Source organism: Streptomyces sp. NPDC093252 (assembly GCF_040683675.1).
Classification (GTDB): domain Bacteria; phylum Actinomycetota; class Actinomycetes; order Streptomycetales; family Streptomycetaceae; genus Streptomyces.
Genome location: NZ_JBFBEM010000013.1, coordinates 161,506 through 181,973 on the forward strand (window position 1 = coordinate 161,506; position 20,468 = coordinate 181,973).

General features: G+C 71.1%; 17 protein-coding genes. 7 read left to right on the forward strand and 10 right to left on the reverse strand.

Going from position 1 to position 20,468, the window contains the following annotated elements; genetic code table 11:
• The first annotated feature begins 239 nt into the window (after window positions 1–239).
• Genes AB0O01_RS26400 through AB0O01_RS26410 form a run of 3 tightly spaced genes read left to right on the forward strand, consistent with a single transcriptional unit; the run spans window position 240 to window position 4,275 of the window.
• Complete coding sequence (locus AB0O01_RS26400; protein ID WP_365317078.1) at window positions 240–2,402, forward strand: helix-turn-helix transcriptional regulator; 2,163 nt, start codon at window positions 240–242, stop codon at window positions 2,400–2,402.
• Between the two features lie 3 nt (window positions 2,403–2,405).
• The gene (locus AB0O01_RS26405; RefSeq protein ID WP_365317080.1) at window positions 2,406–3,395 is read left to right on the forward strand and encodes a hypothetical protein; all 990 of its coding nucleotides are present in this window, start codon (window positions 2,406–2,408) and stop codon (window positions 3,393–3,395) included.
• 1 nt (window position 3,396) lies between these two features.
• Window positions 3,397–4,275 carry a DUF6339 family protein gene (locus tag AB0O01_RS26410; RefSeq protein ID WP_365317082.1) on the forward strand — a complete coding sequence of 293 codons (879 nt, stop codon included), beginning with the start codon at window positions 3,397–3,399 and terminating at the stop codon, window positions 4,273–4,275.
• Window positions 4,276–4,285: 10 nt separating this feature from the next.
• Here the strand turns inward: AB0O01_RS26410 and AB0O01_RS26415 are convergent, their stop codons facing one another.
• The 7 genes from AB0O01_RS26415 to AB0O01_RS26445 form a co-directional block, all read right to left on the reverse strand.
• Window positions 4,286–5,650, reverse strand: coding sequence for a DNA cytosine methyltransferase (locus AB0O01_RS26415; RefSeq protein WP_365317083.1), 1,365 nt, complete (start codon window positions 5,648–5,650; stop codon window positions 4,286–4,288).
• Between the two features lie 11 nt (window positions 5,651–5,661).
• Window positions 5,662–6,657 (reverse strand): DNA cytosine methyltransferase, encoded by a 996-nt coding sequence (locus tag AB0O01_RS26420; RefSeq protein ID WP_365317085.1) that lies wholly within the window; start codon window positions 6,655–6,657, stop codon window positions 5,662–5,664.
• The gene (locus AB0O01_RS26425; RefSeq protein ID WP_365317087.1) at window positions 6,654–7,103 is read right to left on the reverse strand and encodes a very short patch repair endonuclease; all 450 of its coding nucleotides are present in this window, start codon (window positions 7,101–7,103) and stop codon (window positions 6,654–6,656) included. The genes AB0O01_RS26420 and AB0O01_RS26425 overlap by 4 nt, the downstream gene beginning before the upstream one ends.
• Window positions 7,104–7,115: 12 nt before the next feature.
• Window positions 7,116–9,998: a Z1 domain-containing protein gene (locus AB0O01_RS26430; protein WP_365317255.1), complete on the reverse strand. Its 2,883-nt coding sequence runs from the start codon at window positions 9,996–9,998 to the stop codon at window positions 7,116–7,118.
• 109 nt (window positions 9,999–10,107) lie between these two features.
• Window positions 10,108–11,688 carry an ATP-binding protein gene (locus tag AB0O01_RS26435; protein WP_365317089.1) on the reverse strand — a complete coding sequence of 527 codons (1,581 nt, stop codon included), beginning with the start codon at window positions 11,686–11,688 and terminating at the stop codon, window positions 10,108–10,110.
• 161 nt (window positions 11,689–11,849) lie between these two features.
• Window positions 11,850–12,866, reverse strand: a complete 1,017-nt coding sequence (locus AB0O01_RS26440) for a hypothetical protein (RefSeq protein ID WP_365317091.1) — start codon at window positions 12,864–12,866, stop codon at window positions 11,850–11,852.
• 131 nt (window positions 12,867–12,997) lie between these two features.
• Complete coding sequence (locus AB0O01_RS26445) at window positions 12,998–14,464, reverse strand: MFS transporter (RefSeq protein WP_365317092.1); 1,467 nt, start codon at window positions 14,462–14,464, stop codon at window positions 12,998–13,000.
• Window positions 14,465–14,533: 69 nt separating this feature from the next.
• On the opposite strand from AB0O01_RS26445, the gene AB0O01_RS26450 reads away from it, so the two are divergent.
• The 4 genes from AB0O01_RS26450 (at window position 14,534) to AB0O01_RS26465 (ending at window position 17,519) form a co-directional block, all read left to right on the forward strand.
• Window positions 14,534–15,055 carry a helix-turn-helix domain-containing protein gene (locus tag AB0O01_RS26450; protein ID WP_365317094.1) on the forward strand — a complete coding sequence of 174 codons (522 nt, stop codon included), beginning with the start codon at window positions 14,534–14,536 and terminating at the stop codon, window positions 15,053–15,055.
• A gap of 189 nt (window positions 15,056–15,244) precedes the next feature.
• Window positions 15,245–15,562 carry a DUF6412 domain-containing protein gene (locus AB0O01_RS26455; protein ID WP_365317256.1) on the forward strand — a complete coding sequence of 106 codons (318 nt, stop codon included), beginning with the start codon at window positions 15,245–15,247 and terminating at the stop codon, window positions 15,560–15,562.
• 242 nt (window positions 15,563–15,804) lie between these two features.
• A complete protein-coding gene (locus AB0O01_RS26460) occupies window positions 15,805–16,530 on the forward strand; it encodes a YidC/Oxa1 family membrane protein insertase (RefSeq protein WP_365317095.1) in 726 nt (241 codons plus the stop codon).
• A gap of 131 nt (window positions 16,531–16,661) precedes the next feature.
• Window positions 16,662–17,519 carry a fumarylacetoacetate hydrolase family protein gene (locus AB0O01_RS26465; protein WP_365317097.1) on the forward strand — a complete coding sequence of 286 codons (858 nt, stop codon included), beginning with the start codon at window positions 16,662–16,664 and terminating at the stop codon, window positions 17,517–17,519.
• A gap of 165 nt (window positions 17,520–17,684) precedes the next feature.
• Here the strand turns inward: AB0O01_RS26465 and AB0O01_RS26470 are convergent, their stop codons facing one another.
• The 3 genes from AB0O01_RS26470 to AB0O01_RS26480 all read right to left on the reverse strand — a co-directional run bounded on the left by AB0O01_RS26470 (window position 17,685) and on the right by AB0O01_RS26480 (window position 20,427).
• Window positions 17,685–18,575, reverse strand: a complete 891-nt coding sequence (locus AB0O01_RS26470; protein ID WP_365317099.1) for an LLM class F420-dependent oxidoreductase — start codon at window positions 18,573–18,575, stop codon at window positions 17,685–17,687.
• Between the two features lie 122 nt (window positions 18,576–18,697).
• Complete coding sequence (locus tag AB0O01_RS26475; RefSeq protein ID WP_365317101.1) at window positions 18,698–19,195, reverse strand: heme-degrading domain-containing protein; 498 nt, start codon at window positions 19,193–19,195, stop codon at window positions 18,698–18,700.
• Window positions 19,192–20,427, reverse strand: coding sequence for a Gfo/Idh/MocA family oxidoreductase (locus tag AB0O01_RS26480; RefSeq protein WP_365317103.1), 1,236 nt, complete (start codon window positions 20,425–20,427; stop codon window positions 19,192–19,194). The genes AB0O01_RS26475 and AB0O01_RS26480 overlap by 4 nt, the downstream gene beginning before the upstream one ends.
• Between the last annotated feature and the right edge of the window lie 41 nt (window positions 20,428–20,468).

The following is a 20,468-nucleotide window of genomic DNA, read 5'->3' on the forward strand; positions in this document are numbered from 1 at the left end:
AAATCACGGTACCGACCGCCGCCCGCACCCGCAACCCGAACTGCCGTTCGCTGCAAGGGAGTTGATCCCCACAGAAAGCCCTGAACGGTCATATGGGTGCAACTTGGACAGCCTGCTCCGAGTGGCCATGGTGGCACCGGTGGAATCAACTGTCAATTGACATCACCTCAACTGTCAAATTAACCTCTGGGTCGTGACGTGCGATCCGCATGTGACCCGAGGGAAGTGCAGGTGGACCTGTGGAGACAGGCGAGGAGTTCGGGCCGTGGCTGTCCCGTCAACTCAAGATCGCGGGGAAGACGCAGGCCGAACTGGCCGAGGAGCTCGGGCTGACCCGGGCCGCCGTCTCCGCGTGGATCACCGGGAGGTCCACTCCCCGCCCGACCGTCATGACGGATATCGCCAGGGCGTTGGGCACGGACGTCGGCACGGTGCACACCCGTACCACCGACACCGGGTCGAGCCTCCCGGTGACCTGGTACCACCGTCCCGGCTACCCCGACGGGGGGCGCGACCTAGGCAACGCCGCAGCCTTCGCCTTCGACGCCGATGTCCAGGTGCTCGCCCGTGAGACCTGCCAGAACAGCCTCGACGAGCGACTGACCGGCGAGGGCCGTCCGGTGCGTGTCCGCTATACCCTGCACGAGTTGACGGGGGAGCACCTGGACGCTTTTCGTGAGGCGATCCTCTGGAACGACCTCTTCCCGCACTACTCCGCCGTCTCGGAGACCGCCGGTCACCAGAAGGTCGGCCGGGTCGTGGACGCCGGGGTGCGCGATATGTACGAGAAGGGCCGCCTGGTCCTGCTGCGCGTGGACGACTACAACGCTTCCGGGCTCAACGGTGACGACTACGCGGACGGCAAGTTCGCCGCCGTGGTCAGACGGCAACTGGAGAGCCTTAAATCCGGTCATGGCGCGGGCGGTTCGTACGGACTGGGCAAGGCAACGCTGTGGGCGACCAGCGCGCTCGGTCTCGTGCTCATCAACTCCACTCTGTCCGAGGCGCACGAAGGGCGCACCGAGCGTCGAGTCATCGGACGTCTCGAACTGCCTTGGCGGAAGGTCGACGGCCGGTCCTACGCCGGTCCCGCCTGGCTCGGCCGGCCGGACCCCGAATCGCCCGGTGCCCTGGTCACCCGCTCCTGGTGGGCGGACGAGGCGACCGTGGAGCGTCTGCACCTGACCCGGGAGCACGACGAGCCCGGGACGTCCTTCCTCATCGTCGGGGCGCATGACGTCGCCAGCCTGGAGGGGAAGCCATCCGATCAATCGGACGGCGATGGAGAAACCTCCGACAAGGAGGACGCCGAGGACCCGCGCGACATCAGCAGGATGCACGGCCGACTGGTCGAAGCGTTGGGGCGCGACTTCTGGGCCGCGATGGTCGGTGGGGGCGGCAGACTGCCCCTGCTGGAGGTCTCCGTCCGCGCCCTGCGCAACGGGGCGGTGGTCGTACCGGAGAAGCAGGTGGACCCGTCCCTCGAACAGCCGTCACGGACCCGTGCCCTGCGGGCACACTACGAGGGCACCACCGTGGACCGGCTCACCGAGGCCGGGCAGGTGGCGGCGTGCGGCGTACCTCTGGAGCTGCCGCTCACCGGAGGCACCCGAGGGACCCTCGGCACGCACCGGGCGCTTCTGCTCGTCACCCATCTCGTCACCGATGCCGAGGACCGCGACAGGTCGAAGAACCAGGTGCACTCGCTGCGCGGCAACCGTATGACCGTCAAACGGGCCGGGGTCCCGAATCTGCCGCTCGGCACCAATCCGTTCCACGCCGTGCTCCTGGTGGGCGAGGCGGCCGGTGAATCGGTTCCCTTCGCGGCGGACGCCGAGGAGTTCCTGCGCGCGGCGGAACCACCCGAGCACGACCGCTGGGGGCAGACGGAGGAGCTGACCGTGCGCTGGTCACCCACCGCCTACCGGCGGATCAACGGACTGACGAAAGAGGTCAACAGCGCGGTCAGAGAACTCGTCGCGCGGCCCAGACGGGCCGGCCCCGAGGGCGGGGAGGCACTGCGCAAGGCGCTGACGGTACGGAAGAGACCCAAGGCCAAGGCGCCTACCGGGCCGGTGGTCCCGGTGCTGGACCGCCTGGAAGCGACGGTCGGCGACGACGGGGAATGGCGGATCACCGCGGAGGCCGCCATCCCGCGAGGCGACGAGATCACACCGATGATGCCGGTCGCCCAACTGGACGTGCGCTCCGGAGGCCGCCCCAGACTGGACTGGGCGGAACTCGTGGCCGTCGAGGGCTGTGAGGTGGTGGACGGCATCCTGCGCTTCACGCCCGGCGCCCGGCGGGCGAGGTTCCGGGGGATCACCGACGTCACGAGCCATCCCGTCAGGACCACCCTCACCCGCCTTGTCGTCGAACTCCGTGCCGGCAAGGGGGAGTGACGCGTGAAGATCTACCCGTACAAGCGGCTCAACCGACCCGTCACGCTCCGGGTGACCTCGGTCACCCTCGGACTCGCCGACGGCACCCGCGACCGCCTGGAGACCACCGCGTACTCGATCCCTCAACAGACCGTCGCGCTCGGTGTCGCGGGCGACACCGACTGGCTGAGCGCCACGATCGGCCTCTCGGCGACGCTGCCGCCCGGGGCGAACGCCCTGGAGGCGGCCTGGTCCGATCTGGAGGTCCTCGCTGTCCTGACGGACGGCGAGACCAATGTCCGGACGTCGGCGAGGCTCACTCGGGACACGGATGACGGCCGCGACTGGTCGGGCGTCCTGGACGTGCTCCGTGACGATCACCTCGGGCGGGCCTCCCTCGCCGTGCACGCCGTCGGCACCGTGGACGGGATCCGCGGCCGGTCGATCGCGGAGACCGACCGGAACTGGATCGTCGACACCGTCTCCGTGGAGCCGGTTCACGGTCTCCCCCTGGATGTCCAGAAGGCATCGTTCACCAAGAGCGCCCGGACACTGCTGCGCGCCTGTCCCGACGCGCCCTGGCTCGTGGACGTCTCCGCCCGCGTTCCGACCGTGTTCGTGAACACGGACGTCGAGGGGATCGACGGACTGTTGGGCAGCCGAGGATCCGGTGTGGACAGCAAGGTGCGCGACCTCCTCGTGGCCCAGATGGCCACCGACGTCTGGACGGCGGTCTTCCACGGGGCGATCGGCGACCTGGAGGTGGAACCGGGAGGCACGCCGGTCTTCCCGACCGACTGGCGGGGCGAGGTGCTGCGGGAGATGCTCCCCGACGTGATGCCCGGCGTCCACGTCGAGGAGGCCCTGCGACAGGTGCATCGCCGGCGCACCGGGGAATCGGGGTGGGTGGAGCTCCAGACCCGTGTCCACTACGCGGCCGTCCACCGGGCGGACACCATGAAGGCACTCGCCTACGCCATCCGCAGCCTCGAACAACTGAACAAGGAGGTGTGAAGTGATCACCTCTCCGGACCATGTACCGGAGCGCCTGGCGCTGCTCGACAACTCGGCCGTCGACCCGTTCCTCACCGAGGAACTGCTCAGGGGGGAACGGGTGCACGGCGGCATCGACCTGGCCAAGGTCGTCGAACCGCTCTCCGAGGACGACGCCAGATGGTCGGTGGAGCCCGTCCGGAACCTGGTGGACGACGCCATGTTCGCGTTCCGGGACAATCGGACCGGTGCCGACGCCTGGCTCGCGCCACGACTCCACGCCACCCTCCGCCTGACACGGCGGGAGGCCGCGAACAAGAGCCTGTGGAACCATCTCGCCCTGGCGGTGGCCCCCGATTACGTGGCCTGGCGTCATCTGTCGGAGCCGACGGCGAAGAAACCCGAGCGGCGTATCCCCGCGGAACGCTTCCGGGGCCCTGCGGACCGGCAGTGCTTCTCCCGACTGTGGTGGGCGGCCGAGCTCTACCGGAACGGCCCCGACTACGGGCCGGCCGAGGCCGCCTGCGGCAACCAGGACCTCATCCACACGATTCTCCGTATGGAGCTGATCGACCACCGTCCGACCGCCCAGGCACTGGTCCGCCTCATGACGAGCGGGAAGGCCGGCAAGGGGCGGGAGGTCAACGGCCTCAGCACTGCGATCAACGCGGCCGGCGCGACACTGATCTACGACATCCTGGCACCCGACGAGCCCCGGGACCCCGCCCCCCTGAGGGACTGGATCGCGGAAGCGGGATCGGCACCACCCGTCGGGCGGCACACACTCCCGACGGGGCCCGACGAGGACCCCGTTCCGGAGGAGTCCGTGGCCGCGCTCACCGACTACTTCGCGGAACTGTTCGACACCGCGCCGATCAGGGGCAGGAAGAACCCGGACTGACCGGGCACGGTCAATCGGAGGAGGGGACCGACTTCTGGTCCTCGAGGCGCGGGCACCTCGCCGTGCAGTCGTCCGCCGCTCCGCAACCATGGCTGCGCAGCTTGGCCCGCTGCTCCTCCGTGGCCGGCTCCCAGGGCGTCCGCATGATGTCCGGGGCCGGTGCGGGAAGACCGAGCGCGGCACTCAGCAGATGCGCGCCGAACAGAGGCGGAACGGCGTTGCCCACCTGCTGGGCCTGCGCGGTGCCGGACCATGGATAGTCCGGCGGGAAACTCTGCAACATGCCCGCCTCGTTCATGCTGAACCGCGCGCCCTCGCGGACGACGTGCTCGTCCAGGTGCTCGAAGACCACGAATCGGGAGATGCGGCCGGTGACGGTGGCGGCGGGCTGGCGGTCGGTCCGTACGCCGCGCCGCCCGGGAACGCCGGAGCTGCCGTAGTTCGAGCGGACCAGGAAAGGAATGGCACGACCCGGACGCGATCCCGTCCGGGCGCCGAGGACATCGCCCATCGACACCCAGGGCCACTTCTCGTCCGAGCCGGTCGTCCGGCGCTCCGCGATCTCCGGTGCGTCGCCCTCGGTCGTGTCACCCTCGTCGAGGGTCGGCTGATGGGCCTCGGGCGGGCGAGAGCCCCGGAGTGCCGCGTCGTCGCTCCTGCGATTCCATTCCTTCGCGTCGTAGGCGTGGTGGCTCGGCGGGGGAAGTTCGGGCACCCCGAGTCCCACCCGCCGGGCGATCAGCACCGCGCGGCTTCGCGTCTGCGGCACCCCGTAGGTCTCGGTGTCGAGCACGTCGACGACGACCTCGTACCGGGTGCCGTCGGGGAGACCGATCTCCTCCAGCACCTTCTCGTAGTGATCCCACAGTCCGACGACGGCGGGGACCTGTTCCAGGACGATGACGTCGTACGGTCGACGTCCGCGGTTGTGACTCCTGGTCGCCTGGATCGCGTATCGGAGCGGTTCGAGGACCAGCGCGGTGCGTGGATCGCTGAGCGACTCCAGGTCCTTGTCGATCGCCTCGTCGGGGTCGCCCGCCATCAGACGTTCGATGTACTTCTTGACCTCGTCCAGAGCCTTGCGGCCGGCGCCCTTCCCGGCCACCGAGTACGTCTGGCACGGTGGGCCACCGGCGAGCACGTTGATCTCCGGCGGCAGCGACTCGAAGGAATCCCTGCGCACCGCGCTGACATCGGCGTGGAGGGTGTCCAGCCCGGCCGCGTACCGCGTCAGACACGCACTCCTGTCCCACTCGATGCCCAGACTCGGGATGTGGAGCGCGTGCCCCGCGACATCCAGTCCTCCGGGCCCCGCGAAGAGATCCAGGACGAAGGGCTCGTCGAGGACGGACTGGTGAGACGCCGTGCTGGTCATGTGGCGGAAGTCTAGCTATCGGCGGAGACCGCCGGACCCCTGTCGAGGGCTTCGGCGATGGCCAGCCCCAGGGCCCTGCCGACCGGCGGCGGTGTCGCGTGCCCGATCTGCCGGTACCGAGCCGTCTTGCGCCCGGAGACCACCCATGAATCGGGAAAGCCCTGGAGCGCCGCCGCCTGCTCGGTTGTGATCTTCACCATGCCGCTCCTGCCGAGCGCGGGGTCCCACGCGAAGTCAGGGCCGGGCACCTCGTCCCCCACCGTGTGCCCGTCGACGCCCATGGTCGCCCACTTGCGCTTGGCTCCGGTCGGGCCGAGATCGGCACCACCCCGGTTCTTCGAGCCACCGACCAGGGTCGGAGCCGGTTGATCGGCCTGGGCGGCCCAGCGGGAGGCGTCCCGCCAACCGCGCGCGGCCATGGACGGTCCCAGGGATGCCCCCACCGTCGTCGGCTCCTGCACGGTGGGCGCCGGCGGTTCGAATCCGTCGGCCCACCGCTTCTCGACGGCCACCAGTACGCCCTGCCTGCGGTTCTGCGGCACGCCGAAGTCGACGGCGTTCATGACGAACCAACTGAACTCGTACCCCAGATGGGCCAGCTCTGCCCGCGCGAAGTCACGGAACGGCTGGTAGGCGTCCGCGTGGGCGAGTCCGGGAACGTTCTCGATGAGCACCGCCCGAGGTCTGATCGCGTGCACCAGATAGACGGTGGCCTTCAGCAGCCGCTCCTCCGCGCGCGAGTCAGGTCGTCCGACGGTCGCACTCGACTTCACACGGGGCAGGCCCGCGGCGAGCAGATCCACGTCGTAGGTCTCGGGGTGTTCGGCCGGGTCGAACTGCAACAGATCGGTGTGCAGCACGTCCCACCCGGGTCGATTGGTCCGCAGCGTCGTGACGGCGGTCTCGTCGTCGTCCAGCAGCAGACGCGGCTCGAACCCGGCCTGCTCCAGCCCGAGGGCGAGACCACCCACCCCGGAGCACACATCTACGAAGGTCCGTGTTCTCATGCCGATCTCCCCTTGCTCCGGTCCGTCCGACGGCGCTCCACGGCGGCGGCCACCCGTAGGGCCACCCGCTCGGGGTCCTCGTGTTCCCAGAAGCGCAGCACCACCCATCCCTCGGCGATCAGATGCTCCGTCGTCTCCCGGTCACGGGCCATGTTCCGATCCAGTTTGTCGCGCCACCACTGCGCGTTGGACTTCGGCTGCGTCGCGTGCTCGGGGCAGCCGTGCCAGAAGCAGCCGTCGATGAGGACGGCGACCCTGACCCCCGTGAAGGCCACGTCGATCCGTCGTCGGGGTATTCCCGGTACCGGGTACTCCAAGCGGTAGCGCAGGCCGGCCGCGTGGAGCAGTCGTCGCACCGCCAGCTCGGCGCCGGTGTCCTTGCTGGCCTGCTTGGACATGCGGGTGGAGACGGCGGCGGAGGAAGCTTTGGGTCTCGCGTGGGTCAAGGTGCTCGCGCCTCAGGAACGGGTGTCGTCGCGGTCGATGGTGATCGCATCCTGCCGGCCCGAGTCGATCGCGCGGAAGCGCACCAGGGGGCGGCCGGACGGTACCGACGACGCCGGGGCGACGAAGGAGAAGGCCATGACGAGGTCGCCGGGGTCCACGGATCCGTCGGGGGAGAGTCGGGGGTCCGTCTCGATCACCGGGTAGATCAGCAGCGCGCCGCGGCGGGGGCGGACGCTCTCCTCCACGGTCGGGTTCCCCTCCGTCGGGACCGCGCCCGCGATCCGGAGGGCGGCCCCGCGGTGCTTGGGCTCGCTGATCGCACCGAACAGGGGACCCCGCCGTCGGGTCCGGCGGGCCAGGGCGAACGGGCCGTGTCCGAGGATGCGCGCCTCGCGCCGGCGGGCGGCGGTCTGCGTCGGCGCGATCACGAACCAGTCGTCGATCGTGTGCGGGTCCCGGCCCGCCCGGAGCAGGAACTCCAGATGGGGCGAGAACTGGCTCGGCACGGACCAACGCAGGTCGCACAGCACCTTGAGCAGGGTGTCGTGCGAGACGATCCCGACCCGTGCCCCGTACCCGGCTCCGCCGCCGACCGCCAGCCGCACCGGCTCCGTGCCCAACGCGGCGAGCACGGGCTCCCAGCACCCGACGTTGTGGGTCAATGCCGCCGGGGTGTCCGGGTGGGCCGTCGGCTCCACCCAGGTCCCCGGCGACCGCACCTCCACCAGCTCCGCGTTGAACATCTTGTTCCGCGCCGACGGCTTCACCCACGGCAGGTGCTGGGCCACCAGCGGGGGGATCTGCGCGGGGGTGACCTGGGGGCGGCCGTCGACCATCGGCGCGTACCTGGCCAACTCCTCGCGGAAGAGCTCCTCGTCCCGGCAGATCGCCTCGAACGCCTCGTAGAGGTCGACCCTCCTGGCGTTGCGACCACGACCGTGGGTCTCCTCGCGGCCGATGTAGAGGCGCACGAGGTCGCGGTAGCCGGGGCGGAAGCCGAACCAGCGGCCCATCTGCATCAAGGTGTCCGCCTGCTGGGTCGTCCGGCGGTAGTAGGTGATCGTCAGCCCCTCGACGGTGAAGCCCCGGGACAGCTTGGTGCCGCCGACCAGGATCTTCCAGACGTTCGGAGTGCGGTCGAAATCCAGCTCGGGCTGGGTGTAGTCGAGCTCGCGGTCCCCGTTGACCACCATCACCGGGCTCCCGCCCCGATGGATGAGACGGCGGGCCCGGGCGACGTACGGCTTCAGATCCGCGTACGTCGTCGGCGTGGCCAGGTCGGTGTCCGTGTGGTCGCGGAAATCCTGCTCGAACAGGGACGCCAGGCGGGCGTGGCCTGCGGGACCCGTGTATGCGGCGTGGTCCCACAGGTCCTTGATGCGTGCGGCCAGTTCGGCGTGCTCACGCATCAGGACCGATTCGTGCACCAGCATCGTGTGGTGACGGAAGGGCCCGGAGGGGACACCGTGGTCGGCGCGGTAGAGCTTCAGGGCACCGCTGAGGACGAAGGCGTCGAGCGCCTCCCCGAGTCTGTCGCCCGTCGAGTCGTGAATGCCCCGGACATGCTTCCTCTCCGCCTCACCGGCGCCGCTCGTGTCCAGGTCGTGGAAGTCCTGCACCCCCATGTAGCCGGTGGGGCGGGCGAGGGAGATCAGGAAGTCGCGCGGGAAGATGTCCGCCTCGTCGCCGGGGTCGACGAAGACATTGGCGAAGGGCGTCGCGGTGTAGCCGACGTACTGCGCGCGGGGCAGCAGGCCGAGGAGCTTGCTGATCCTGCCGTTGATCGCGCTGCGGTCGACCGTGTCGGCCTCCCACTTCTTCGGGTCCGTCGTGTTCACCGACGCCTGGTCGGACTCGTCGTCGATGATCAGCGCCGGGATCTCGCGGAGGATGGGGCCGATCTTCCTGAGGTCCTTGACGAGACTCTCCAGCACCGACGCGTTCTTCTTCACGACCATGACGCGGGCGCGGGCGGCATGCAGGTTCGCCGGGTCGTAGAGGGGACGGGCACGGTCGGGCTTCTCGAACTCCAGGGCGCTGATACCGCGTTCCAGCGACATGTAGTCACGGTCGCGGGAGGTCAGACGCTCGATGTCGAAGGCACCGAGCGTGGAGGGACGGGCGCCGAACGAGACGAACCTCTCCGGCCAGTCCTCGTCGTCCTGGTAGTCGATGTCCACCACGGCGTCGGGGTCGTTCGGGTCCGCGGCGCCCAGGATGTTCTCCCGGCCGATCAGCTCCATGTCGAGGCGGCGCTGCGTCTGCCCGCGCAGCAGGTTCAACGTGCCGCCCAGGACGATGACCAGACGGTAGCCGGCGTCGATGGCCTTGGCGACGACGCCGGTGAAGTTGGCGGTCTTGCCGGACTGCACATAGCCGACGACGAGCCCGCGCGCGCCGTACGGCTCCACTCGGGTCGGGTCCGCGAGCCGCTCGACGACGGCGTGTGCGGCTTCGTCGAGACCGGAGACCGCCACGTCGTTCCACCCCTTGCGCCGCAGCAGCCGTTCGTACGAGGTCCAGTAGAACGACCTGTTCGCGGCGGTCTCCCGGGTGTACCAGGGCTGGAACTCGCGGCTGATGGTGACCGCGACCGGCTCCCGGTGGACCGGAACGGCCTCGTCCAGGGCTCGGCGCAGGTCGGGGTCGAACGCGAGCCGGTCGTGGATCTCCGCGCGGCGCTCGGATGTGCGGGGCGACGTGCCGGACCAGCCGGGGGACTGCTCGAAGTCCCAGGCGGTGAGCCGGCGCCGCCACAGGGCGATCAGTTCGTCGCCGGGCGCCGGGGCCAGGACGCGGTTGCGGAACCGCGTCAGATCCAGATCGTCCGGGTCATCGTCCTCGGAGAGGGCGAAGGCCAGCTTGGCGAAGTGCCGTGGGCCGCGGCGGCTCATCGCGTCGAGCACCGTCCCGTGGAGGTCGGTGAGCGGATCGTGCGGGGACGGGGTGTCGGCTGTCACGGCGACGGGACTCTTTCCGGTGCGCTGCGGATCGGGGGACGGACTAGCCTTCGGCCCGGGACAGTTCGGCCCGTACCGCAGCGATGAGCACGCTGTTCCACAGGGCGATCCGGTCCGTCTGGTTGGCCCAGACGCGTTCCTTGCGGAAGATCTCGTTCAGCATCAGGTAGAGCAGGCTCTTGAGGACGGGCGCGTCGTTCGAGCCGCCTCGCCGGGTGCCGTTGAAGGCGTGCCGGTAGTCCTTGTTGAGAGTGACCCGCCGCTCCTTGTGGTCGATCGTGAAGAGCAGATCGGCGGGGTCCGTCCCGTTCCGTGCGTCGAGCCGGGCCCAACCGAAGGTGATCGGCTCCTCGCCGTCCAACTGCGGCAGCTCGTCCCGGAGCGTCCGCTTCAGCTTGGGGTCGATGCCCTTGCCGGGTGGGATGACGGCGTCGCGCTTGACCTCGGTCCGGCGCCGGGACGCCTCTCGATAGGTGGCCTCCGCCTCTTGGACGTAGGCGGCGAAGGAGTGGTCGGTCCCGGGGGAGAGGGCTTTCTCCAGGCCGCGACCGAAGGCGGGGGTGACCTGGACGCCGTCCTTCTTCACGGTCAGGGCGAACACGTCGTTGGGTTCGGACGGCAGGTCCACCGCTATTCGGGCGAGCGCCAGGTGACCCTCGGGGCTGCGGGTGTCGTTCCACCCGCCGGCCTGCACCAGACGGTCGTTGCGGTACAGGTAGAAGCCCTGGCGCTCGGCGAGCGGTCCGATGCCGCGGTACGCGACGAGCGGTGACTTGGGCGGCCAGATGTGCGCGTGGAGCAGGACCTCGCCCACTCCCTCCACCGGGGCCGCGTAGGTGCGCGGGTAGCCGGCTCTGCCCGGCACCCGGTAGCCGAACGGGTCGATGGGCTCCACGCCCCGGTGGTCGAGTTCCTCCCGCGTGTGGGCGTCCTCGACCACGATGTCGACATGGAAGTCGTCGCGTGCGAGGAAGCGGTGGAGATACAGACCCAGGTGGGTCTCCAGCCGTTCGATCGCGTCGTTGAGATAGCGGTCGGTCTGACCCTCCGTGATGGTCTCGAAGGCGCGCACCCGGTCCCACCGCACGATCGTGCCGTGCCAGCCGATGACGCCGTCGTAGCGGTCGACCAGGTTCTGGCAGTACCTCGCCTCGACGATGTCGCAGGTGAAGTCGGCCTGGGCGCGGGCGGTGAGCCAGCGGCGCCCCGCGGACGGGCTGCGTCTGGTCCGGCTGATCACGGTGAGGGCGTCGGCGTGCGACAGCGACGCGGCCTTGAGCCCGGCACCGAAGTGTCCGAGGGCACCGACGGCGTACTTCTCGCGCCCGCCGACGGTCATGGCGGTGTCCAGGCCCGTCTCGTCCATGCCCTGGCCGTCGTCGACGACGAGCAGGGCGACCAGCCGGTCACGCCCTCCGCGATCACCGGTGTCCCGGACGAAACTCACGACCACGTTGTGCGCGCCCGCGTCGATCGAGTTGTCGATGAGATCGGCGATGGCCGCCTCGAACCCGTAGCCCTGGTGCGACAGCGCCTCGAACGACCTGCCCGCCGGAGGGAGCCGCTTGGTGCCGTCGGTGGGTACGTCGAACTGCCACTCCGAAGACGGCTGATAGGGGGGCATGAGAATTCCTCGCGGGCCAGGACACGCCGCGACGCGGACCGCGGGGCATGCCGGTTCGGCTGTTCGTGGACGACGTTAGCGTGCACGAGTTGTGAAGGAACGAAGAACGGCGGCTTCGGGACGAAAAGGATCACCGAGCCGGAGTCGGGAGCGGGTGGGCCTCAACCGTCCACCCCATGACACTCCCCATAACCCCTCCCCACCCCACACCAACACCCCACCCCCGCCTCCGGCGGCCACCCCACCGCACGCCCCCGGGCCGCCAGGGTCGTCGCGTACTGGGGGAGGAGGGACGGGTCGGACGGGGACGTGGACTCGGAGGCGGCGAAGGCCTCGTAGGAGGGGACCGTGCCCGTGACGATGCCCAGGTTCGCCGTGCCGGAGGCGGCCAGTTCGCGGAGCGAGGACTCTATGGTCGTGAGGTGCTCCTCGTGGGACGGGTACTCCGCGGCCAGCGTCGGGTACGCGGTCAGGAGTTCCGTCAGTTCGGGGGCCGGCCAGTGCAGGACCGCCACCGGGTACGGGCGGGACAGGGCCGCGCGGTAGGCGCCCAGTTCGGCGCGGAGGCGGGTGATCTCGGCCGCCAGCTCCGCCGGGTTGTCCGAACCCAGGGACCACACCCGCTTCGGGTCGTGCAGTTCGTCCAGGGAGATCGGCATCGAGTGCAGGGTGTCCGCCAGGGCGTCCCAGTCGTCGTGCGGCAGACCCAGCATGCGGCGCACCCGGTGCCGGCCGAAGAGGAGGGGGTGGGCCGCCGCCGGGGGGTTCTCGGGGTCACCGATCAGCAGGCCCGCGCCCTGCGTGAAGGTGTCCTGCGCCGCCTGCAACTCGTCGTGCGACTCCAGGGACTCGGCCACGATCACCCAGGCCGCCGGGTCCCGAGGCGCCGCCGCCCGCAGGCCCTCGATGATCGCCCTGGCCTCCGCCTCGTGCCCGTACTCCCACAGGTTCGACGCCTTCAGCGCGCGGATCAGGTGCGGGTGGTCGAGCGGGAGGTCGGAGGTGAGGAGGCGGTCGTAGAGCGCGGTCGCGGCCGGGCGGTCGCCGGACAGTTCGCGGTGGGCGGCTGCCCGCAGCAGCAGGGCTTCCGCGTCCTCCGGGTACAGGCCGGCGGTTCGCTCCAGGCGGGCCGCCTCGGCGGGGTGGTCGACGATCTCGGCAGGCGTGTCGGGGCGCATGGGGGACACCGTACTGCCGAGGGGTGACACCGGGGTGGCCAAGCCCGGGATCCGACCCATTGGGCATTCCGGTCAGCCCACCCTCCCCCCACCGGCCACTCACGCATCACTTCACCTCACCTCAGTTCACCTCACCTTGCCAACGCCACCCCCACCGCTCCCAACCCCGCCAGCCCCGCCGAGACCAGCAGGGCGAGATCCGTGCCGCCGCCCGGCGTCGTCGCTATCGCGATCGTCAGCGCCACGCCCGCGCAGGAACCGACATAGCGGAACGTCTGCTGCGCCCCCGACCCCATCGCCGCGCGGGTCGCCGGCACCGACTCCACCGCCAGCAGCGGGAGCGCCGCGTTGAGCAGCCCGCTGCCGATGCCGGCGATGACCAGACCGGGCAGCAGCCGGGGCCACGAACCCGCGTCGATCGCGCCCAGCATGGCCAGGACGCCGGCCAGGTGCAGGGCGAAGCCGATGATCAGTTGGCGGCGGGGAGAGACCCGGCCGTTCAGCCGCCGGGCTTGGAGGGCGACCGCGAACGACAGACCGGACCAGAGCAGGAACAGCCACGCCGTGGACAACGGGGCCAGGCCGAGGGAGCGTTGCAGCACCGTCGGCAGAAAGCTGAACAGGCCGATCACCGCCAGCCCCATGAACAGCCCGCCCGCCGACGACGCCAGGAAGCGCGGCCTGCGGAGGAGCGAGAGGTCGATCATCGGCGCCCTCACCCGGCGCTCCACCCAGCCGAAGACCGCGACGAGTGTCACCGCCGCCAGCAGGAGCCACCCCACCGGCGCCCGCAGCCAGCCGTCCCGGCCCAGGGTCAGCGCCGCGACCAGCGCCACCAGCGCCAGCCCGAAGGTCACCGCCCCCGGCAGATCCGGCCGCGCCCCCCGCGGCGAACGGGACTCCGTGAGCGTACGGACCCCCAGTGCCGCCACCGCCAGCGCCGCCGCGCCCAGCAGGACGTACACCCACCGCCAGCCGGGCAGCGCCCCGCTCAGCAGTGGACCCACCGCGATACCGCCGCTCACGAACGCGCCCCACACGCCGGTCGCCCGCACCCGGCCCCGCGGGTCCGGGAACGCGTGCACGATCAGGCCCAGCGCACTGGCCAGCAGTGCCGCGCTCGCCGCCCCCTGCGCCACCCGCGCCAGGGTGAACTGCCAGGTCGTGGTGGTGATCGCACCGAGCGCCGTGGTCAGCCCGAGGGCGAGGGTGCCGAGCAGGAAGACCCGGCGGCGGCCGTAGTCGTCGGCGAGGGTGCCGGAGACCAGGAGCAGCGCTGCGAGCCCGAGCGGGGTGCCGTTCAGGAGCCATGCCTGCGCGGTGGGCGCGGTGTGCAGCGCGGCGGCGGTGTCGGCGAGGGTCACCATCGGCGCGACGTAGGCCATCAGCGCGAGGGCGGTGGCGGCACTGGTGACGGCGAGGGTGGCTCGGGGGGTGGGGGAGAGGGTGAGGGGGTGGCTGAGGGTGGGGGTCCTGGACGCCGGGGGTACCGGGGGTACCGGGGGTATCGGGGGCGTCGGGGGCGTCGGGGGTGTCGGGGATCCCGCGTCGTCGGCATCGGGGTCGACCCCTAGGGTTCGTTCACTGAACCTATGCATGCCCGCACCGTAGCATCGCTAGGTTCGTTCATTGAACCAACAGTGGGGAAAGTGATTACAGTGGACGTCATGGCTCTCGGCAAGGACTACGCCACCCAGCAGTGCTCGATCGCCCGCGCCCTGGAGGTGGTCGGCGAGCGCTGGACCCTCCTGGTGATCCGCGACGCCCTCTACGGCGTCCGGCGCTACAACGACTTCCTCGTCCACCTCGGCATCCCGCGCGCCGTGCTCGCCGCCCGGCTCCAGACCCTCACCACCGAGGGCATCCTGGAGAAGCGCCGGTACCAGCAGTCCCCGCCGCGCGACGAGTACGTCCTCACCGAGCGCGGAATCGCCCTGTGGCCCGTCGTCCGCTCACTCGGCCGCTGGTCCACCCGCCACTACGACCAGCAGACCCTGCGCCACTTCCGGCACGCCGTCTGCGGCACCGAGATCGGTTCCTACGGCGAGTGCGCCACCTGCGGAACCATCGTGCCGGTGCCGGACGTTGAGATGGTGCCCGGCCCGGGTCTCGATCCGGATCCGGCCGACCCGGTGGGTCGCGCTCTCCTCAAGCCCAAGCGGCTCCTGGAGCCGATCGAGACCGATTGACGAGCAGGACGAGCAAGGCCAGTAACGCGAGCAGGGCGAGCGATTAGTCAGTTGTCAGTGACGAGGGAGGGTGGGGCGGTGATGATGATCGGTGCGGCGGCGGGTGTCGGCGGCTTCCGGGCCGGCTCCCGTCCGCGGACGCGGTACGGCTCCGCTGGTCCGCGGACGCGGTACGGCTCCGCCGCCCTCCTGGTGCTCGCCCTCCTCCTGCCCCTCCTCCAGTTCGCCCTGCTCGACGCCGGTGGGCTCTACGCCACCGTCGCGCTCGCCGCGACCGCCGCCGCCGGGTCCGCGCTCACCCTGTGCGCCCTCCTCGGCTCCCGCTCCGCCCCCGCCGTACCGCCGACCCGGGTGCGTACGGCGATCCGGGACCGCAGACGCCGCACCGCCTTTCTGCCCCAGCGCGATCCCGACGCCCGCGGCAGAACGCGCCCCAGAGCACCCGGGCACGCCCTCCCGACGACTGTCGCGCAGGGCACCGCACCCGCAGGGGCAGCTCACCTGTAGGGCACCGCACCCGTAGGGCACCTCGCCCGCGTAGGGCCACCCCGCTCGGATCGGCATCCCCCTCTTAGGGCTCGTCAGGGCCCCGGCAGGGCGCCGTCGCCCGCCGCAGGGCCGCCCCGTAGGCCCCCGCAGGGAACCCCCCTCTCAGGGCACCCCCCCGCGCAGGTCGTCATGCCGTCCATCCGCCCCGCCCACGAGGCAGCGGCACTTCCGGCACGACGAGACCCCCGGAGGGCTCACCCATGTCCGTCTTCGCCACCCTGGTCGAAAACCTCACCGACCTTCTGCACCCCCTCTTCGCCGCCTCCGCCGCGGCAGCGGCCATCGTGCTGTTCACCATGGCCGTACGGCTGCTGGTGCTGCCGCTGTCCCGGGCCTCCGCGCGCGGCCAGAAGGCACGCCAGCGGCTCCAGCCGAAGATCGCCGAACTGCGCAGAAGGCACCGCCGCAACCCCGAGCGGTTCAAGCGGGCCCTCCTGGAACTGCACGCCAAGGAGAAGGTCTCGCCGCTGGCCGGCATTCTGCCGGGACTCTTCCAACTGCCCGCCTTCTTCCTCCTCTACTACCTCTTCTCCAGCCCCACCGTCGGCGGCCGGACCAACGAACTCCTCGGCCACCGACTCGGCGCCGCCCCGCTCGGCGACCGCTGGGCGGACGCGCTCTCCGCGGGCGGCCCGTTCGGCGCGGCCGGGCTGGTGTACGCCGGGCTGTTCGTCCTCGTCGCCGGGGTCGCCACCTTCAGCTACACCCTGACCAAGCGGATGACGGCCGCCCAGCAGCAGGGCGGCGCCGTCGCCCTCGGCGCGGGGGACCAGCCGATGCCGGGGCTGGCCACCATGATGAAGGTGATGCCGTTCCTGTCCTTCTTCACCCTGGTCACCGTCGCCGTGGTGCCGCTCGCCGCCGCGCTGTACGTCGTCACCAGTACGACCTGGACCGCGGTCGAGCGGGCCGTGCTGTATCGCTGAGCGCGTGGACGGCGGCCGGGGTCCAGGGGGTGAACCGGGTATTGCGGGAGGGGACCTTGAGCTTGGAGGATCGACCAGTCCTCCGATGACCGCACACATCGGCGGATGCCGCGAGCGAGGGAGACGGAACCATGAAGCTGCTGCGAGTCGGTACGGCCGGGGCGGAGCGGCCCGCGCTGCTCGACGCCGGGGGAGTGCTGCGGGACCTGTCCGCGCTGGTGCCGGACATCGACGGGACGCTGCTTGCGGACGAGGCCGCGCTCGACCGGGTCCGGAGCGCCGCAGACGCCGGTGACCTGCCCGTTCTGGACCCGGAGGGGCTGCGGATCGGGCCGCCGCTGGGCCGGATCGGCAAGGTCGTCTGCATCGGGCTGAACTACCACGACCATGCCCGCGAGACCGGCGCGGAGCCGCCGACCGAGCCGGTGCTGTTCCTCAAGGCGCCGGACACGGTGGTCGGGCCCTATGACACCGTTCTGGTGCCGCGCCGGTCGGTGAAGACCGACTGGGAGGTCGAACTGGCCGTGGTCATCGGACGTACGGCCCGCTATCTGGAGTCGACGGAGGAGGCGCTCGCGCATGTCGCCGGGTACGCGGTGGCGCACGATGTGTCCGAGCGGGAGTTCCAGATCGAGCGCGGCGGCACCTGGGACAAGGGGAAGAACTGCGAGACCTTCAACCCCCTCGGGCCCTGGCTGGTGACCGCGGACGAGGTGCCGGATCCGCAGCGGCTCGATCTGCGGCTCTGGGTCAACGGGGAGTTGCAGCAGGACGGGACGACGGCGGAGCAGATCTTTCCGGTCGGGGAGGTCGTGCGGTATCTGAGTCACTTCATGACGCTGTATCCCGGGGATGTGATCAATACGGGGACGCCCGCCGGGGTGGCGCTGGGGCGGGCCGAGCCCAAACCGTATCTGCGGGGTGGGGATGTGGTGGAGCTGGAGATCGGGGGGTTGGGGAAGCAGCGGCAGGTTTTCGCTGACGCGTAGGGGGCCTGAGGGGGGAGGGGTGGCGGGGTGGCGGGGTCCGAGGGCGGGTGCGTTGTGGCTGGTCGCGCAGTACCTCCCCGCCCCCCGAGGGGGTACCCCCAGCGTGCCCCCCAAAGGCTCGCCTCCAAAGGCCCGCCTCCAAAGGCTCGCCCCCAAAGGCCCTCCCTACCCCACCAGCGTCGCCAGCTCTCGCCATGCCTGCCGGGGGAGCCCCGTGTTGGTGTCGGGGCTGAAGACCTGGAGGGCGACATGGTCCGCGCCCGCCTTGTGGAAGGTTTCCAGGTGGGTGTGGATGCGGGTCTCGTCGCCCCAGACGAACAGCGCATCGACGAGGCGGTCGCTGCCGCCGTCCGTCAGGTCGTCCTCCGTGAAACCGTGGCGGAGGAAGTTGTCGGTGTAGTTCGGGAGGGTCAGATAGCGGCCCAGTTGGGCCCTGGCCAGGGCTCGCGCCTCGGTCGGGTCCGCGCTGAGGATGACACTCACCTCGGGGGCCAGCAGGGGCCCCGGGCCCAGGATGTCCCGGGCGTACGCCGTGTGGTCCGGGGTGACCAGATACGGGATCGCGCCCGCCGCCCGCTCCCCGGCCAGCCGGAGGTTCCTCGGGCCCAGGGCGGCGAGGAGCCGGTGTCCGGCGGGGAAGCCGCCCGCGTCCAGGCCGTCGAGGTAGCCGACCAGGGCCGAGTAGGGGCGCCGGTACTGCTCCACCAGCTTGGCGTGGCCGACGCCGAGGCCCAGCAGGAAGCGGCCGGGGTGGGTGGCCTCCAGATCGGCGAAGGCGGCGGCGGTCTCGGCGGGGCCCTCCAGCCATATGTTCTGGACGCTGGTGCCGACGGTGAGGGTGCGGGTCGCGCCGATCAGCGGGGCCGCGAGGGCGAGGGAGCTGTTGCCGCCCAGCCAGAGGGCGCCGAAGCCCAGTTCCTCCAGTTCGGCGGCCGATTCGTTCAGCTCGGTCTGCCGGGCGGGTTCCTCCGGGCGGAAGTCGCGGCTCCAGATGCCGTACCGGCCGAGCCGCTGCTTGAGGTCGTGCGCCGAGCCGTCCGCTGCGTTGGTGCTCATCTGTTCCGATCCCTCCGGTTGATCGTTTCTTCGGTGCTGTGGGGGTCAACCGGAGGGGTGGTCCGGATCATTCCGCGAGCCGGAGGTGACTGAGGACGGAAGGGAGAAGAGGGGGGTGGCGGTCAGAGGGTGTCGCCCAAATAGCGCTCCAGCGCCTCCACCACGAAACGGTGGTCCTCCAACTGCGGCAGCCCCGACACCGTCACCGCGCCGATCACCCCGACATCCGCCACCGTGATCGGGAAGGAGCCGCCATGGGCCGCGTACCGGTCCGGGTCCAGGCGGGACGACTCCTCGAACGTCGTGCCCCTGGCCCGGCACCGCGCCCCGACCAGGTACGACGCCGACCCGTACCGCTCCACCACCCGCCGCTTGCGGGCGATCCAGGCGTCGTTGTCCGGGGCCGAGCCCGGCAGCGCGGCGTGGAAGAGCTGCTGACCGGCCCGGTGGATGTCGACGGCGACCGGCGCCTGCCGCTCCCGGGCCATCTCCACCAGCAGCGAGCCCAGCGCCCAGGCGTCGTCATGGGTGAACGTACGGAACACCAGGCGCCGTTCCTGCGCCTCCAGTTCGGGCAGGCCGGGGGTCAGCTCGGGCGTGATGCGCGGGGTGGGGGTCACAGGGTCACCGCCGATCCGTCGCGCGCCGAACGGCGGGCCGCCTCCAGGACGTCGAGGGCGGCGGCGGCCTCCAGCGCGGTCACCGGGGGCGGCCCCCCGTCGCGCAGGGCGGCGGCCACGGCGGCGTAGTACGCGGGGTAGTCGCCCGGGACGGTGGGCTCGGGACGGCCACCGCCGGTCAGCGGGGACTCGCCGGAGCCGACCCGGCCCCACAGCTCCTCCGGCTCCGTCCCCCAGGCCCCGTCGGCGCCGGGGCGGCGGCCCTCCCGCAGCTCCGCCTCCTGCGGATCGAGGCCGTACTTCACATAGCCCGCCTTCGAGCCCAGCACCCGGAAGCGCGGGCCGAGCTGGGCGGTCGTGGCCGAGACATAGAGGTGGGAGCGGACGCCGCTGGTGTGGGTGAGGGCGAGGAAGGTGTCGTCGTCGGTACGGGCGCCGGGCCGCCGGATGTCCGACTCGGCGTACACCTGTGCGACCGGGCCGAAGAGGACGAGGGCCTGGTCGACGACATGGCTGCCGAGGTCGTAGAGCAGACCTCCGATCTCCGCCGGGTCGCCGGACTCCCGCCAGCCGCCCTTCAACTGGGGCCGCCAGCGCTCGAAACGGGACTCGAAGCGCTGGATCTCGCCCAGCTCGCCGTCCGCGAGGAGTCTGCGCAGGGTGAGGAAGTCGTTGTCCCAGCGCCGGTTCTGGAAGACGGAGAGCAGGAGCCCGCGGTCGTCGGCGAGGGCGGCCAGTGCGCGCGCCTCGGCCGCCGTCCCGGCGATCGGCTTGTCCACGACCACCGGGAGGCCGGCCTTGAGGGCGGCGGTGGCCAGCGGCACATGAGTGCGGTTCGGGGAGGCCAGCACGAGCAGATCCAGTTCGTCCGCGCGGCCGAACAGCTCATCGACGGTCCCCAGCACCCGGACGCCCGGGAACGCGCCGCGGGCCTGCTCCTGCCGCTCCGGGCTGGAGGTGACCACCGTGTCCAGGGCCAGACCGCCGGTCACCGCGATCAGCGGGGCGTGGAAGACGGACCCCGCGAGCCCGTAGCCGACGAGGCCGACGCGCAGGGGGGTGCCGGGGGCAATGCCGGGGGAGCCGGGGTCGGTTCCGGGAGTGGTCCCGGGGTCGGCTCCGAGGGGGGTCCCGGGGGTGGTCCCGGGATCGGTCCCGGGGGTGGCTCCGGGACCGGTCCCGGGGGTTCCCGGCGTACCGCTCATGCCGCTCATGCCAGTCATGCCAGTCATGGCGCCCACTTTGGCAACGCTGTTGCCAAAGTGCAAGCAGG